This window comes from Rhodococcus sp. 1R11 (assembly GCF_004563845.1).
Lineage (GTDB): Bacteria > Actinomycetota > Actinomycetes > Mycobacteriales > Mycobacteriaceae > Rhodococcoides.
Map to the genome: position 1 here is coordinate 236113 of NZ_SPNG01000010.1, position 14579 is coordinate 250691.

Genomic DNA, 14579 nt, shown 5'->3' on the forward strand with positions numbered 1-14579 from the left:
CTTTCGCACCTCCGCTCGAGCCACGTCGGACCGTCGTTCGAGCTTCGGCACCGATCCCGAGGATGCACACGAACCCCGCAGGGTGGCCGCCGGTCGGCGTGCCGATCTTCCCAGAGCGGAAACCAGTTGAATATCCAATTACATTAGATCCGAACATATCTCGGTCCACATTCGTTTGCATCACTTCTTAGCGCATCAAAACTGTTGACCGTCAACCGAATACGGACGGTGCGCTCATGGTTATCGCCAAAAGCACTGTCCGATAATCCATGTCAGCGCACATCCGGTAACGGTTTCGACACGTTCTCGGAATAGCGGAAGATGCGCACCACCTCGGGCATAGCGTGACGTGCATCACACATGATGCTTCGGCCGATCGGGGACGGGTGCACGCCATGAATCTATCGATCCGCGTATGTCGTTCGATGACAGTACTACTCGTGTCGTCGGCCTTGACGTTGTCTACGGCTCACACAGTCGTCGCCGATCCACTGACGAATTTTCTCGACCCCGTCGCCGATCCCGCCCTCTACCTGCCGACCCCACTCGGTGAGCCGTTCTTCGACCCGCCGGCAGGATTCGAGCAGCTCGCGCCCGGCTCGATTCTCGGCACCCGACGCGTGAGCGTGGGACCGCTGTTCACCCCGGTCACTTCGACCCAGATCCTCTATCGCACAAACGATTCCAAAGAACGACCCGTCGCTGCGGCCACGACCGTCGTCGTGCCCGACGCCCCCTGGGCCGGTCCCGGCACGCGCCCCGTCGTCGCCTACAACATGGCCATCAACTCACTGGGCAACACCTGTGCACCGTCCTGGACCCTGCCCCGAGGTATCGCCCGCGAGATTCCAGCCGTGCAGGCGTTCCTCGCCAAGAACTACGCCGTGGTCGTCACCGATCACGAGGGTCCTCGTCAGGCGTACGCGGCCGGACGCATGGCCGGCCATGCGGTGCTCGACGCGTTGCGCGCGATGGTGCGCCTCCCCGAACTCGGCCTGCCCGCATCGTCACCGATTGCCGTCACGGGCTATTCGGGCGGGGCGATCGCCACCGGATGGACCGCTCAACTCGCCCCGTCGTACGCACCGGAGGTCAATCTGGTGGGCGCGGCCTTCGGCGGTCCACCGACCGACTACCGGATTCTGCTGACGTCGATGAACGGCAACGTCGCGTCGACGCTGTTCCTGTCCGCAGCACTCGGAGTTGCCCGCGAGTATCCCGAGATGTTCTCCCTGATGAACGCCAACGGACTGCGCCTGGCAACTGTGGCCAAGGATCTCTGCATCACACTGCTCGCTCCCGGCGGCCTGGTGGCACCGATACCGGCTCAGGCCCTCTCGGACGTGCCGAACGTCGACCGAACCGAGATCGCCGAACGCATCATCGCCGCGACCCGGATGGGTGGTGATCTCGCCCCCACCGTGCCCACGATGATCTACCAGGGCCGTCAGGAATTCTGGATCCCCCGGGAAGGTGCGGAGACGCTGTACGACGAGTGGTGCGTACACGGTGCCGACGTACGCCTCGAGGAGTACTTCGGTGAGCACCTCGTCGTCGCGATCAGTGGCATTCCCGGTGCGTACTCCTGGATCGACGACCGCCTGGCCGGTATCCCCGCGCCGCAAGGCTGCAGCAGTTTCGGGCGCTGACCCCCGAAACGCGGTGCCGGGGGTGCATGACCGACACGGCTGCACTGCCCACTACACTTTCGATCCGCGCCCCTATAGCTCAGTTGGTAGAGCTACGGACTTTTAATCCGCAGGTCGTAGGTTCGAGTCCTACTGGGGGCACCACCTGGTCCTTCGTCCGGTCCTTCCGGTCGGGGGGCCAGTTCTATTTCGGGCATGAGGTCGGTGACGGGCACGCCCAGCCATGTCGACACGGTGAGAACCTCGACGGCCGACCACTGAGTCTTGCCCCGTAGCCGGTTCGAGACCGATCCCTGATCGACGCCGAGGATCGCTGCGAGCTGTGCCTGCGTGCGGCTCTCTCGCCACATGAGCGTGTGAATCCGCTCTCCGATGATCGCGTTGCCCGCCTTCTTGGCGTCAAACTCGCTGGCCGTGATTGTCATAGACGTCATGTTACGACACATACGACAGACATGACAATAGATGTGGCGTAGTTGACAGGTTATGGCGTGAGCCATACTGTCCATGCTTATGGAAAATTCCCATATCGATGGATCTGCATCGGACCTACTTTCGGTCGGACAGGTTGCCTCCGATTGGGGTGTGTCAGTGCGGACCATCCAGCGCTACGTCACAGATGGCCGCATTGCGGCCACTCGCCTGCCGAGCGGCCGCTACCGAATCCGGCGCTCAGACGCCGACGCCGCCCTGACCCACTCGAAGGTTTCCTGATCCCAAAAAAATGCCCGCCGAGGGCCAACTCGACGGGCGACGACACCCACTAGAAGGAGTGAACGTGTCAGATTCCCATGTTAGACCCTGGGCGCGATACCTGTATCCGCGGCTGATCTTCGCCGCTTTCCTGCTCGGCGGCCTCGGGGCCTCCCCCTGGCTTTCGGCCGTGGGCGGCCAGTGATGGCCACCTACCACCTTTCCCACGACATTCGAGCTACTGAGGTGTCGGTGCGTCGCGCTCACGCTAGCTCGACCGGCGAACCCCGACTCTGCCTCGACATCGGCGAGGACCTGTCCGTGTACGTCGACGCGGTCGAGTGGGCCGCGATCGCCGACATGGCCGACCTCGCGTTGCAGCAACCACCAGCGAACAAACCAGCAGGAAAGAAGGTCCTCTGATGCCAATCGACACCGACGCCGGATGGACTGCGTACCTGCGAGATTCACGCGAGATCACGACGGCCGACGCACGCCGCGAACGTCGCGAAGATGCCATCGCGGCCGCTCTCACGATCGTCGTGTTGGCCGCGTGCATTGCCGTCATCGCCCTCGCCTACTTGCCGGGTGATGCCCTGTGAGCGGAACAATTTACGACGGACTCATCCGCACGGTTCCCGGCGTCGTCCCCTCCGGCGACGGGAAGACGGCCCCGGTCGCAATGCCGCGGTTCGATCGAGACGGCGATCGCATCGCCTACCTGCACTGGACAGAGCTGGTGCGACGTCGTGAGTACCGCCTCGTGGCAACGGATTACGCCTCGATCGACGGTCACCGACTGGTGGTGCACACCCGATGGACCGGTGTCTCGACCGACCCGGACGCTCCGGTGGGGATATTCGAGACCAGCCTCTTCGCGAACGACGACACCCCGCATGACGGCTGGTCACGAAAGTACGACGCGATCGCCGCAGCAGTGTCCGGCCACGCCGACGTGCTCGACGACCTGCGAGCGGGCCGGTGGCCCGCATGACCGACACGCAGCCGACCGTCGAAACGACGGAACCGGAGAAGCCGAAGGAACGCGCAGCGCACTACCGCGGCAACTGTGAAGACATGGCAGGGCAGACCATCCAGGTAGAAGCCGGCCGATTCCTCAAAGCCGTGTCCGCGACCTACGACCTCGAACGAGACCGCACCCGCGTGGTGTTCGAGCGGACCGCCGACCCATCGCGGCCCGAGGTGAAGTGGTTCGACGAGGACTTCAACGAGGTCGACCCGCCCGACGGTGATGTCTCTGTCCGATCCGAGTCGGTGCGCAAGCCCCTGCACTCACCCGAGCAGGTACTCGCCGAGATGGGCAGCATCGTCGAGCTGATCGAGGCAAGCGGAACCGTCAAGGCCGAAAACCTCGATCGACTGCACCAGCTCGGCCTCCCGATCCGCGCATGGCTGATCAAAGATCTCGGGCTCGTCAACGTCGAGACCCTCAACCAGATGGTGACCGCGGGGTTGGTCGACGCGCAGGCCTTCCTCGCCGCGATCGAGAACAACATCCACGGACCCGACGAAGGAGGCCGAGTATGACGAACGCAGACGGCAGTCACTACACGCTGAAGCAGCTCAACGAAATGTCGCAGGCCGAGTTCGAGACGTCGACCAAGGCCACCAAGTTCGGTTCGGCCCGCCGATGCGGTAACGGTGACTCCATTCCGCGCCTCGACGCCGACCCATGGGCCGAGCCGCTTCAGGGCGGCGCACAGATCGCCGTCGAATCCCTCGGTGCCGCGATCGCCGACCTGTCAAAGATGACTCATGAGCTGTTCGACCGGATCGAGCCGTGCCTTGCAGATCCCGGTGACCGGCCCGCCGAGGGCGGATTGCTGCCGCCCACCGCTGCCGACTCGGCCTCTCCGCTCCGGAAAAGCATTGTCGAGCTGGAGCACAAAGTCCGGGACCTGCACTACGACGTGATGTACGTCCTGCGACGAGTGGAGCTCTGAACCATGATGACGGACGAATCGCCCACGCTGATCTGCATCGACGCAATGCAGGAGTCGATGGAGCAGCTGAACGCCATGTTCAAGGCGCGCGGCATCCACGATGTCCGCTTCACCCCACTGCCGGAGCCACGGTCAAAGGTGAGGTGGGCGATCACAGCTGCGACCTCAAAGGGCCACGTCTACGGATACACGGGCGAGGCGGTCCCCGAGGCGCAGGAGAAGTCCGAGCACGACGTGGCAATCCTGTTGTCCGTCATCGAAGTAGCGCGGATGCTCGGCTACGAAATCGATTTGGTGAGCGCCCCGACATGAGTGAGCCGATGCGTTGCCGTGACTGCGAGATGCCGATCCGACTCGTCCGGTCGATGACCCGGCCGGACGGGTGGATCGTGCTCGATGCCTCGATGGACACCGACGGAGAAGTCCGTGTTCATCAGCTGCAGTCCGGTGCGCACGGCGAACTACTGCGCGGCGACAAGCTCGCCGCAGCCAATGCCAACGGCGAGCTGCTGTGGATGCTGCATCGCCGAAACTGCCTGGCCAACAAACCGACCAACCCCAAACCAGATCACGTGCAACTGAACTTGCCCAAACGGGCGAACAGACGAAGGAGCTTTCGATCATGACCATCGATACCGCCACCGACGAGACCGTCGACACCGAGCAGGAATTCGACGGCGGCACGGCCGCAACGCAGCTCGAAGAACTCAAGCCTTCGGTGATCACCGCCCACCCGAAGAATCCGCGTAAGGCGTTGGGAGACATCGCCGAACTCGCCGCCTCGATTAAGGGCGAGGGCATCATCGAGCCGCTGATAGTGACTCCGGCGAAGGGGAAGGGCAAGTACACGCTGATCGCCGGGCATCGTCGTCACGCGGCCGCGAAAAAGGCCGGCCTCAAATCTGTGCCGTGCCTGATCCGGTTCGACCTCGAAGGCGACGATAGGGCGCAGCTCGAAGTGATGCTGACCGAGAACCTGCACCGCTCGGACCTCAACGCGATCGAGGAGGGGTCGGCCTATCAGACGTTGCTTGAGTTCGACGATGTCGACATCAAGGGCCTCGCCTCGCGCACCGGCCACAATCAGAAAACGATCCGCGATCGCATCAAGCTCGCGAACTCGCCGGAATCGCTGCAGCGCAAAATCATTGCCCGCCAGGTGACCCTCGAAGAGGCTCTCGCGCTCGCCGAGTTCGCCGACGACCAGCAGACGTACGACCGTCTCGCCCTGCACCTCGGTAGCCGCGACTTCCAGGTGAACCTCCAGCGTGCCCGCGAGGCTCGCCTGTGGGAGAAGCGTCAGGCGAAGATCACGAAACAGTTGGCGGACCGGAACATTCGCGTCACCACGAATGACGAGCTGTCGCAGGAGGAGGCCGACTCCAACGGCACAGTCGAATGGTTCGAGGTCGAGGAGGACGATGTAATTCCAGAGGGCACTGAGACTGCGGCCGTCCTGAACGAGAACGCTCACGACGGCTACATCATGCACTTCAAGCGAATCGTCGAGACGAGCGCCGATGGGAAACCGATACCGCCTGCACCGCAGCCGAAACCAGAGGAAACCCCCGAGCAGATCGAGGCCCGCGAGCAGCGGGAGCGGGAGAAAGCGCTCGATGCTGATCTGCGGACTGCGGCCACTGTGCGCCGCAGGTACCTCGCTGGTGTCGCGGCCGATCACGACGAGGACCTGGCACTGAAAGCGTTGCGCCAGTTGGTGATGAATTCCTACACCGCACGTGTCGAGAATCCCTACTACGCGCCTGCGGCTCGCGAGCTGGTCGGAGTGCCGCCGTCGACGAAGGATGACGACGACGCGCACGAGACCGCCCAGGTGACCCAGCACGTGAACAAGATGAGTATCGAGCAGCTCGCCGTCACGCTGTGGCTGCTCGACCACGTGGCCGAGGAGTACCACATGGCCCGCGCTCGCGGCTGGACCATGCCGACGGTCGACCTCACTCCGTGGCAGCAGGAGCTGACCGAGCTGGGGTACGAGTACTCGACGGTCGAGCTGTCCATGCTCGAGGTCAGTGACGGCGACGCTGCCGAGCCCGCCGACACGGCTGCCGAAGAGGACACCGCAGACGGTGTCGAGGAGTAGACGGTGGCCGATCCAGTTGCCGCGGCGGACAACTGGTGGATCTCACTCCCACCGGAACGCCGCGTCGGACTCCACCGGTACATCGCAGGCAAGCAAGCGGCAGCCGCAGCAGAAGGACACGCCCCGGTCGAAGGGCAGATCGCCCTCCCGATCCGCACCCCACGACGGCGAGAACCGAAAGGCTGGCTGAACAGTGACCGACCCATTGACTGAACCGTTCCTCACGACGGTCACCGTCGGCACCAACGATCTCCGCCACGCCCTCGTCTCCGTTGCCCGGCACGCGTCGGCAATACCTGAGATCACGTCCATTCACCGGGTGCGCCTCGAAGTGACCAAACACTGGGTGTATGTCGTTGCCACCGACCGCTTCTCGGCTGCGCTGGCGCGGGTGTCCGTCATCGCTCCAGCCGAGCCTAACGCCGGCCGAATCGACCTGACACCGGAGAACGTGCGGGAGATCATCGCAGTGTTCAAACCGGGGAAGGAGAAAGACGCCGAGCCGGAGTGGTTGACGCAGATCGAGACCGACAACACCCACGTCATCCTCACCGACGTCTCCGGGATGATCGACGGCAAGTCCATCGCGTTCGTCCGCACGCCCGTCGACGATGGCTTCCCGTCGATCGACATCAGCATTTCGCGCGCCCTCGCCGGAGAGCCGGTGTGGCTGGAGAACGTCCACGTCGACGGCTCCCGCATCGCACTGTTCGAGTCCGCGTCACGCCAGTACAACAAGCCGCTGACAATCCAGTCTCGATCCGGAACCAGCGGCCTGGTCATCAGCTGCGGATCGAGCTTCCTCGGCCTGTGTATGCCGAACCGTACCGACGCAGAGGTGGACGCGGCCACTGCGACCGCGTTGCAGAACTGGCGCGAGACGCTCCCAGATCCGCGCTCACCGCTCAACGTGAGCAAAGCGACCAGAGATGCCGGAGCATCCGACGTCGGCGTGCAGGACGACATCCTGGGCGACGCCGTGGCACTCATCCGATCGACCCAGAAGTGCACACGCGGCCTGCTCCAGAAACGGCTCCGGATCTCCGCAACACACGCAGACGAAGTCCTGAGCGAACTCGAAGCCCTCGGCGTCGTCAGCGAGGCCGACGAAGACGACGGCCACCGCTCCGTACTCATCCGATACGACGGAACCATCCCCGACACGAAAGACGGTGACTGACATGGCCGACGCTCCGGTCAAGACCTACTGGAACGGGCAGGAAACCCCGGCAGTGCGCGGCACGGCGGTCGTCGCTGACAGCGGCCGCTTTCCCCGGTACTGGGCACGGGAAGAAAACCTCGTCGGTGAACGCATCGAAGTGGTGCTCGTCGACTACGCAGGCGACATCAGCTACCTCGACAACCGAACCGGTTTCGGTTGGTACAAGGTCACCGAGGGCCACGGGTCCCCAGCTGTCGGCCATAAGAACCTGTCGATCAAGCCTGGCTCGTTCCGCCAGCACCGACCCCACCCCGTAGTTGTCTAGCCCCCTCTGAAAGGTACTGAGACACATGTGGACCGAATGGAATCAACAGCCGCGGCAGCAGCAGGCGGAGACCGAGCAGATGGCCGCTCTGCAAGCGGAATCAGATCGACAGCGCGACAACCTCACAGGGGTGTGGATGGCCTTCTATCGAGACGGGTCACTCGTGATGCCGTTCAAGACTGAGATCGAAGCCTTGCGCTTCGCCAAGGGCAACGGGCTCGACGTCGAGTTCGTCCCGTACGGAACGGACATCTTCGCGTGAACGCCGGGCTGATCGCACCCGGCCTCGCGGCCGCGGTGCGCGCGATCAAACCGACGATCACCGTGATCCGGTGCCGCGGTATCGGCGAGCCGATGTCGCAGAACACGCTGCAGACGGTCACGGATCGGCTGGACCCGAAGCGGTTCAAAGTGATCGAGCTGAAGTGGTCGGCGTCGTTCGGCCCGGTGCCGAGCCGCGACGGCGACTCGTTCGGTGTGTCCGTCGAGCAGGCCGAGCGATTCCTACTACAACTGATCATCGACCAGCCCGGCCCCGTCGTGCTGATCGGCTACTCCGGCGGCGCGCAGGTCGTCGGCAACGTGGCCGCTCGCGCCTCGCTCAGCCTCCCGGCTATCCGCGCGAAGATCATTGCTGTCGGCCTGATCTCGGACCCGTCGCGACACAACGCGCAGATCATTGGCGAGAACCGCGGCGGTCAGGGCATCATGACCGGACGATTCGTCCCCGAGGACCACTTCAAGGTCTGGCAGCTCTCCGCGTGGGGCGACCCGATCTCCGAGCAGCCGAACATCTGGGCACTCGAAGACCTCGCCGCAGGTATCGAATTCTGGTCACTGAAAGACCCGGCCGCGTGGATGAAGGACATCGGTCGTAAGGCGTTGGCCGGCCGATTCCGATTCTGGGAACCGCGGTCGCTCGCGTCATGGGGCCTGGCTTACCAGTGGTCCCTCGGCTACACGCGCGATCACCGACACACGAGTTACCACCTCGAACACATCCGCGGTGTGCCCGGACCTCCCCGCACGTACACCGAGCACCTGGCCAAGCTGATCGGAAACCTCGCATGAATGCACGAAAGGGCGCGCCCGACCTCGACGAGACAGAGCTGATCGCCGACGCGATTCGGACGTACTCCCGCCACCAGTCGCTGGGAAGGCATCCGCTCTTCCCCAACGGACCCGTCAAGGACGGCCCGGACTTCGCCGACCACCTTGCCGAAGACATAAAGCGGCACCTGCACGCGCACGGTGCCGCGATCAACCTGCCGCAGGTATTTGTTCCGAAGCCAGTCGACATGACATTCACCGCGTACGGAGTGTCCCTCTCGGAGCTCGGCGAAGATGGCGACGAAATCATTGTCCTGGGCCACGTCCCGCGTCTACGGCTGCTCGCAGCCCTCAATCGGTACTGGCGAACATTCGTGGGTCTCAACCGCACTGCCATCACTGAATTGCTTCGCGACGGCTCTATGAAGCACACGTGGGCCGAGTTCCTCGAACCCGCTAACACCGAAGCGATCGAGTGGGCGTTTCTCTGCTATCCGGCAGCAGCACCCGACTCGGAAGCGCTCTCGGCGAACGAACCGACGCCGATCACGAGGTGGTCCGCATGAGCACCCGTTGGACGCTCCCCGAACTGCTTCAACAGATCGCCACCGAATGCGGCCCCACGCTTCGCAACGAGGACATGGCCGCTGCTGCTGCTGAGGTGATCCGGAACTACTTTGCCGTCATGCCGCGCCAGATCGATAAGGCGACGCTGTGAGTTCGGGGCAGCGGCCGCGTACGCGGGTCCACTTTCCGCGCATGAAGGTCCGCGGCTCTCGCCGCCGAGCCAGAGCAGTCGAACTTAGATACCAGCACTTCCGGCACCGGTTCTTCGTGTCGGTAGTACCGGACTTCGCGCCGGTCCGGAGCCGGGTGGCGGAGGCGATGGTCGAGATGCAAGAAACGGCGCGAAAAATGGCCGAAAAGACCAGGCTGCCGACACTCTGGTACCGGCCGTGAGTACCGCCAATCAGCGACGGATTCGCAAGATTGCGCGTGAGGCCGCGGACCGCTACGTGATCAACCGGGCAATCGACGCGTGGGAACTGCACCAGCTCGAAAAGGAGATCTGGACCGACGATTTCGTCCAGCGGATCGCCGATCTTCGTGCAGCAGAGCAACAAACGAACAAACCGTGGTGGAGGTTCTGGCTATGAAACGAATTGCGACAGAACGCGCCCGGTGGGTCACGATCCGCGACGACAGAGAGGATCGCCGTCGGCATGCCGCCCAGGACGTCATTGACATGATCGACCGCGTCGTCGACGTAGTGAAGCAACGTGACGAGGCGATCGAGGCCGAGTCCGACGCCCTGCAAAAGCTCGACCAGTGGGCCGAGGAAGCGCATTCCGCTGGCGCAGAACGTGATCAGGCCTATCAGGCCATCGGCCGGGTCCGTGACCTCATGGACCTGTGGGAAATGGAAGCAATCGATCAAGAGGACATCGACAACGTCGCGATGGTCCGGAATGCATTGGACGGCAGGCAATGACGAAAAAGAAGCCCGAGGACTACTACACCGAGGTCGACTCCGACAAGGCCTACGAGACCCGCTGGAAAACAACACCGAAGTCGCTCACTGAGCAGGACGCGCAGTGGGACAAGGCCGATCGACTCGAAGCGCAGCGGGCAGCACGCGCAGCAGAGCGGAGAAAAGCCCATGCCGCAACCGTCTAACGGCTACTGGGTGGTCCTGGAAACCGGACAGGGTGGTGGAATTCCGGACACGGTCCATGGCCCATTCTGGGACCAGGCGGAGGCTGACACGGTCGTAGAGCTGCAGCTGCAGAACGCCCGGCAGGTCGGCAGGGCAGATCGATTTCAGACCGCGTACGCCGACATTGACTTCCACGAGGCAGAGTCCGAAGTAGCAACCGGCCGTTGGTGTCAGCATCGCTATCCGCACTCCGAGCCGTGGATTCTCTGCACCCTTAGCCCCGGCCACGTAGGCAGCCATGCTGCGGCCGGATACAGCTGGGCCGACTGATGACGATATGTGCGCACTGCCGCGGCCCGCCCGATGCGCCGGCCTTTTTCTGTGGGTTCTGCCGTTTTCGACGAGTGGTGAGGGATAGAGATCGATGAGTGTTTCCTACGTTGTGGTGTGTGGCCGTTTCGACGGTGACTGATGGCGTGGGTCCGGTGGGGTGACAATTCGCATGACCACCCGATCGTCATGGGCGTGATGGATCACGACCTGTTCGACGATCGCCTGCTGAACGAAGTACATGGCTTCATTTCCCGGTGCGCAGCCCAATCGGGCTCTCACACGACCGACTACGTCATTTCCCGCGGTTCAGCGGTTCTGATGGCTGGCGCTTCTCGTGTGGACGTACTGGTCGAGGTGGCCAAGTTCGCGGGCTACTTGACGCAGATCGAGGTCGACGGTCGCCGGGCGTACAAGCTCGTCGACGACGACCACGATTTCCTGCACCTGCGGCTCGCCGCGGAGATCGAGTGGGAGAAACAGCGAAAGTCCGACAACTCGAATCCCGCCCTCATCATCCCGGTCCGCGTCCGCGATGGCGACGCCTGCCGCTGGTGCGGCTGCGTCGTCAACTGGGGATCGCGTAAGGGTGGCCGCAACGGCACCTATGACCACCTCGTGCCCGGTGAAGCCGCGACCATTGACACCTACGTCGTGTCCTGCGGCTCATGCAACGCCGCGCGCGGCGACAACAGCAGCGGTAAGTGGGATCGACCGCTGCTGCCTGCACCTTCTGTCCCGTACTTCTCGAAGACCACCGTCGACTGGATTCAGAACAACGAGTGGGCCCGCAATAATGGCTACGAGCCGCCAGCTCGCAGCCGCAAGGTAGTTCGACCCGGAGACCCGGCCCCGTACATGCAGGGCCGTTCGACGAGCCAGAGCCCCGCCACGGCGGAGAGTTCGGCACCAGCAGAGGAGCGACCCGGCAACCAGCCGGAGACCGCGGGCACGCCCGATCCCAGTGACGCCTCTGCACCGCGAACCGACACGAAGTCGGCGACCGCCACGTCGAACACGCGAACCGACACCCAGTCGGCGCACGCACCCACTCCGCGCGGTACCAGCGAAAAGGCCCCATCTGCGGATTCCGGTAGAACCCAGCAGATTCCAGCTGATCGCCAGTCTGCAAGTTCTGACGGCCCTGGTCGGGACGGGGCGGGACGGGACGGGTCGGGTCGGGACGGGAGCCCCGCTCTTTCAGATACCCAACCTACGAATCCTTCTCCCGCTCCCAGATCTTCCCGTGGTCGCCGAAAACGCAAACCCCGCAGGTCTTCTCAACGCAAGCCGTCTACCCAGCACATCTCAGGAGATCACTCATGACCCGGATGGCAGAGCACACCCGATCGTCCGTCGAAGCAGACCTGCTGTACCTCGCCGAGGGGTGGCCCGCTCTGGTGCGTCTGAAGGTCCCCGGCTCGGCGAGATCGTGGGTCGAGCAGCCCCGCAAGCATGTCCTCTCCGAATCGGACCTCGAACGCATGGGCAAGAAAGGTGTTCCGCGTCAGGCCCCGGCCGACGTCGGCGTCCTCGATCTGCTCGCCCGGATTGCCACGGTCACTCACAACGTCGCACTCTCCGTCGCGGCGCTCGGCCCAGGTGCCTCGATTCTGCGCGATGCGCACGATCGCGGCGAACCGTGGGCGTGGACAGATCCGGAGGCGTACCAGTTCGCGGCCCGCTATTTCGGCCGGCACTTTCTCACGACCCGACTGCCGTCGGTTGATCCTCGGCCGTGGTTGATGACGATTCGCACCTGGCTCGGCTCGGCGAACGAGGCTGACCCGCAGACTGTCCCGTGGGTAGGGCGCATGTTCGAGCCGATCGTCGAACAGTTCTCGCGCCTGCTCGGCGATGTGCGCGACGGCCAGTGCATGAACGGCGTCTGCCCGTGGTGTGGCGGACTGGTCGCCGACGGCGTGGTCGGTGTGAAGACGATGCGGGTCCTGCACCCGGACGTCGACGACGAGTCGTCCGAACCGCTGATCGTGTGCTTCGGTGTGCGGTGCAGTCCACCGGGTGAGGCGTGCGGCCGACTGTGGGAGGGCAAGCCCGCGTGGGGTAAACGAGAGTGGGAGTGGCTAGCGTCCCAGCTCGTCGACCTCGAGGAGCTGGCGCTCGAAGCTGTCGAGGACTGGGCGTCGGCAGGTCTGCGTGCTGCGCACCGGGCGTACCAGCACGGTGTGCGCACCGACGTCGTATGCCTCGGCGAGACCGACTACCAACGTCTGTCCAAGCAGCGGGCACGAGCCAAAGCCGAAGCGTCGTGACTGGTCTCAAGGTTGTCGGCAGTGTGGCGATGGCTCGGCTCAACAAGAACACCCCGGCACTGTTGGTTCCGTGCGAGGGCTGCCGCCACATCAGTTACGTGCACGTCGAGCAGGAGGACGGCACCCGATCTTGCTGGACCGGAGGGGCTTCCGGCTGGTGCGACTGCCCCGAGTATGTCGCCCCACCCCACCTCCAACACGCCCACACCCGGTGACCAGTTGCGTTGTGGTTATCCACAGGCTAATGTCCACTGCGTCGAACCGTCATGCCCAAAGGCTGGCGGTTCGAGGTGTTTCCGGGGGTGTGCGACCCGCGGGTCATTGCGCAGACACCGCACCCTCCGGACAACACCACGCGGAGGTGCAGCAGTGACCGACCGCTGGGCAACCTCCACTCGACGTGCTCGACTGCCGAAGGACTGGAAGCAGCGAGTATCAGCCACTCGACACCGAGCAGGCGGACGGTGCGAGGCCCGCCTCCGCGACGGCACCCGTTGCACCGCAGCCGGTACCGACTGCGACCACGTCATCCCAAACGATGACCACAGACTCTCGAACCTCCAGTGGTTGTGCCATCCACACCACGAGGACAAGACCAAGGGCGAAGCTGCCGCAGCTCGGCACAAGCACCGACGACAGCGACCAGATCGACCGCACATCGGCTTACTGCCAACTACGCCTGCCGATCGGCAGACCCACTCGTGAGAGGACATACGCCCATGACCGAAGAGGTCGGATACTTCGCACTCGACGCGCGGCAGCAGATCGACGCCCCGATCGTGATCACCGAGGGCGGCATAGCCATCGGTGGCACTGCGGTGCCGGGGATCTTCGAGAGCGTGACCATCGATCCTGCTCCCGACGACACGTCCGAGATCCGTGAACCCCGCACTGTGACGGTCAAGTTCGTTGCCGAGGGCGGCGTGGTGCTGAACGCGGGACTTCGGATTGACCCCAGGCCCGACGGATCGATCCGAGTGTCTCCGCCGTCACTGGTTACGCACTTCGCTCCGGCCGAGGGGGGCGGGACCCCCTCCCCCTGACGTCTCGGCGACCTAGGGGCATAGTGACCGCCTGTATGTACGGGTTTCAGAATTTTTTACCAGGTCAGAGGGTGTTTTCGAACTCGATCCACCATCTCGACCGAGACGGGTTTTCAGCGAAACCGAGGCATTTTCGGTGGTCCGCAGAACCGTTCGTCTAACGGCGACTGAGCCCTGGTCTAACGAACCATGTTGCGTCGCAACAACACTCAAAACGGCGGAATCGGTGCAAGTAGCGCCTCGCATGAACCGTTCAGAAGTCGAGGGGGTAATTCAATGTTGAGCTGCTGCCAGTACTGCCTTTCGAGAGCCGAGAGCACGCCGCTCGC

22 protein-coding genes and 1 tRNA gene are annotated in these 14579 nt (G+C 63.7%); all 23 read left to right on the plus strand.

Annotated elements, in window-relative coordinates; translation table 11 throughout:
• Nucleotides 1-425 precede the first annotated feature (425 nt).
• Nucleotides 426-1649, plus strand: coding sequence for a lipase family protein (locus tag E4P29_RS18620; RefSeq protein ID WP_245154397.1), 1224 nt, complete (start codon nt 426-428; stop codon nt 1647-1649).
• A 68-nt stretch (nt 1650-1717) separates the two neighbouring features.
• Nucleotides 1718-1793, plus strand: a tRNA-Lys gene (locus E4P29_RS18625).
• A gap of 801 nt (nt 1794-2594) precedes the next feature.
• Complete coding sequence (locus E4P29_RS25975; protein WP_167735531.1) at nt 2595-2765, plus strand: hypothetical protein; 171 nt, start codon at nt 2595-2597, stop codon at nt 2763-2765.
• Nucleotides 2765-2944, plus strand: a complete 180-nt coding sequence (locus E4P29_RS18635; RefSeq protein ID WP_135046642.1) for a hypothetical protein — start codon at nt 2765-2767, stop codon at nt 2942-2944. Before E4P29_RS25975 ends, E4P29_RS18635 begins: the two co-directional genes overlap by 1 nt.
• Entirely contained in the window at nt 2941-3336 is a 396-nt protein-coding gene (locus E4P29_RS18640; RefSeq protein WP_135046643.1) for a hypothetical protein, read from the plus strand. Before E4P29_RS18635 ends, E4P29_RS18640 begins: the two co-directional genes overlap by 4 nt.
• A complete protein-coding gene (locus E4P29_RS18645; protein WP_135046644.1) occupies nt 3333-3890 on the plus strand; it encodes a hypothetical protein in 558 nt (185 codons plus the stop codon). The genes E4P29_RS18640 and E4P29_RS18645 overlap by 4 nt, the downstream gene beginning before the upstream one ends.
• Complete coding sequence (locus E4P29_RS18650) at nt 3887-4306, plus strand: hypothetical protein (protein WP_135046645.1); 420 nt, start codon at nt 3887-3889, stop codon at nt 4304-4306. Before E4P29_RS18645 ends, E4P29_RS18650 begins: the two co-directional genes overlap by 4 nt.
• Nucleotides 4307-4309: 3 nt before the next feature.
• Complete coding sequence (locus tag E4P29_RS18655) at nt 4310-4618, plus strand: hypothetical protein (protein WP_135046646.1); 309 nt, start codon at nt 4310-4312, stop codon at nt 4616-4618.
• Nucleotides 4615-4932, plus strand: a complete 318-nt coding sequence (locus tag E4P29_RS18660) for a hypothetical protein (RefSeq protein ID WP_135046647.1) — start codon at nt 4615-4617, stop codon at nt 4930-4932. Before E4P29_RS18655 ends, E4P29_RS18660 begins: the two co-directional genes overlap by 4 nt.
• The gene (locus E4P29_RS18665; RefSeq protein WP_135046648.1) at nt 4929-6410 is read left to right on the plus strand and encodes a ParB/RepB/Spo0J family partition protein; all 1482 of its coding nucleotides are present in this window, start codon (nt 4929-4931) and stop codon (nt 6408-6410) included. Before E4P29_RS18660 ends, E4P29_RS18665 begins: the two co-directional genes overlap by 4 nt.
• 3 nt (nt 6411-6413) lie before the next feature.
• Nucleotides 6414-6623: a hypothetical protein gene (locus E4P29_RS18670; RefSeq protein WP_135046649.1), complete on the plus strand. Its 210-nt coding sequence runs from the start codon at nt 6414-6416 to the stop codon at nt 6621-6623.
• Nucleotides 6604-7590 carry a DNA translocase FtsK gene (locus tag E4P29_RS18675; RefSeq protein WP_135046650.1) on the plus strand — a complete coding sequence of 329 codons (987 nt, stop codon included), beginning with the start codon at nt 6604-6606 and terminating at the stop codon, nt 7588-7590. Before E4P29_RS18670 ends, E4P29_RS18675 begins: the two co-directional genes overlap by 20 nt.
• Nucleotide 7591: 1 nt before the next feature.
• Entirely contained in the window at nt 7592-7897 is a 306-nt protein-coding gene (locus tag E4P29_RS18680) for a hypothetical protein (protein WP_135046651.1), read from the plus strand.
• A 25-nt stretch (nt 7898-7922) separates the two neighbouring features.
• The gene (locus E4P29_RS18685; RefSeq protein ID WP_135046652.1) at nt 7923-8159 is read left to right on the plus strand and encodes a hypothetical protein; all 237 of its coding nucleotides are present in this window, start codon (nt 7923-7925) and stop codon (nt 8157-8159) included.
• Nucleotides 8156-8968: a hypothetical protein gene (locus E4P29_RS18690; RefSeq protein WP_135046653.1), complete on the plus strand. Its 813-nt coding sequence runs from the start codon at nt 8156-8158 to the stop codon at nt 8966-8968. The genes E4P29_RS18685 and E4P29_RS18690 overlap by 4 nt, the downstream gene beginning before the upstream one ends.
• Entirely contained in the window at nt 8965-9513 is a 549-nt protein-coding gene (locus E4P29_RS18695; protein WP_135046654.1) for a hypothetical protein, read from the plus strand. Before E4P29_RS18690 ends, E4P29_RS18695 begins: the two co-directional genes overlap by 4 nt.
• Nucleotides 9510-9665, plus strand: coding sequence for a hypothetical protein (locus tag E4P29_RS25980; protein WP_167735532.1), 156 nt, complete (start codon nt 9510-9512; stop codon nt 9663-9665). Before E4P29_RS18695 ends, E4P29_RS25980 begins: the two co-directional genes overlap by 4 nt.
• A 238-nt stretch (nt 9666-9903) precedes the next feature.
• Nucleotides 9904-10104 (plus strand): hypothetical protein, encoded by a 201-nt coding sequence (locus E4P29_RS18700; protein ID WP_135046655.1) that lies wholly within the window; start codon nt 9904-9906, stop codon nt 10102-10104.
• Entirely contained in the window at nt 10101-10439 is a 339-nt protein-coding gene (locus E4P29_RS18705; protein WP_135046656.1) for a hypothetical protein, read from the plus strand. Before E4P29_RS18700 ends, E4P29_RS18705 begins: the two co-directional genes overlap by 4 nt.
• Nucleotides 10436-10624, plus strand: coding sequence for a hypothetical protein (locus tag E4P29_RS18710; RefSeq protein ID WP_135046657.1), 189 nt, complete (start codon nt 10436-10438; stop codon nt 10622-10624). Before E4P29_RS18705 ends, E4P29_RS18710 begins: the two co-directional genes overlap by 4 nt.
• Before the next feature lie 505 nt (nt 10625-11129).
• Nucleotides 11130-12260, plus strand: a complete 1131-nt coding sequence (locus E4P29_RS18715) for a hypothetical protein (protein ID WP_135046658.1) — start codon at nt 11130-11132, stop codon at nt 12258-12260.
• Nucleotides 12257-13207 carry a hypothetical protein gene (locus tag E4P29_RS18720; RefSeq protein WP_135046659.1) on the plus strand — a complete coding sequence of 317 codons (951 nt, stop codon included), beginning with the start codon at nt 12257-12259 and terminating at the stop codon, nt 13205-13207. Before E4P29_RS18715 ends, E4P29_RS18720 begins: the two co-directional genes overlap by 4 nt.
• A 719-nt stretch (nt 13208-13926) precedes the next feature.
• Entirely contained in the window at nt 13927-14250 is a 324-nt protein-coding gene (locus E4P29_RS18730; RefSeq protein WP_135046661.1) for a hypothetical protein, read from the plus strand.
• The last annotated feature ends 329 nt before the right edge of the window (nt 14251-14579 follow it).

Bases quoted from the DNA above. Each gene is read 5' to 3' on its own strand.
- E4P29_RS18620 (WP_245154397.1), top strand. From the start codon at position 426: ATGACAGTACTACTCGTGTCGTCGGCCTTGACGTTGTCTACGGCTCAC.
- E4P29_RS18635 (WP_135046642.1), top strand. From the start codon at position 2,765: ATGCCAATCGACACCGACGCCGGATGGACTGCGTACCTGCGAGATTCA.
- E4P29_RS18645 (WP_135046644.1), top strand. From the start codon at position 3,333: ATGACCGACACGCAGCCGACCGTCGAAACGACGGAACCGGAGAAGCCG.
- E4P29_RS18650 (WP_135046645.1), top strand. From the start codon at position 3,887: ATGACGAACGCAGACGGCAGTCACTACACGCTGAAGCAGCTCAACGAA.
- E4P29_RS18655 (WP_135046646.1), top strand. From the start codon at position 4,310: ATGATGACGGACGAATCGCCCACGCTGATCTGCATCGACGCAATGCAG.
- E4P29_RS18660 (WP_135046647.1), top strand. From the start codon at position 4,615: ATGAGTGAGCCGATGCGTTGCCGTGACTGCGAGATGCCGATCCGACTC.
- E4P29_RS18665 (WP_135046648.1), top strand. From the start codon at position 4,929: ATGACCATCGATACCGCCACCGACGAGACCGTCGACACCGAGCAGGAA.
- E4P29_RS18680 (WP_135046651.1), top strand. From the start codon at position 7,592: ATGGCCGACGCTCCGGTCAAGACCTACTGGAACGGGCAGGAAACCCCG.
- E4P29_RS18685 (WP_135046652.1), top strand. From the start codon at position 7,923: ATGTGGACCGAATGGAATCAACAGCCGCGGCAGCAGCAGGCGGAGACC.
- E4P29_RS18695 (WP_135046654.1), top strand. From the start codon at position 8,965: ATGAATGCACGAAAGGGCGCGCCCGACCTCGACGAGACAGAGCTGATC.
- E4P29_RS25980 (WP_167735532.1), top strand. From the start codon at position 9,510: ATGAGCACCCGTTGGACGCTCCCCGAACTGCTTCAACAGATCGCCACC.
- E4P29_RS18705 (WP_135046656.1), top strand. From the start codon at position 10,101: ATGAAACGAATTGCGACAGAACGCGCCCGGTGGGTCACGATCCGCGAC.
- E4P29_RS18710 (WP_135046657.1), top strand. From the start codon at position 10,436: ATGACGAAAAAGAAGCCCGAGGACTACTACACCGAGGTCGACTCCGAC.
- E4P29_RS18720 (WP_135046659.1), top strand. From the start codon at position 12,257: ATGACCCGGATGGCAGAGCACACCCGATCGTCCGTCGAAGCAGACCTG.
- E4P29_RS18730 (WP_135046661.1), top strand. From the start codon at position 13,927: ATGACCGAAGAGGTCGGATACTTCGCACTCGACGCGCGGCAGCAGATC.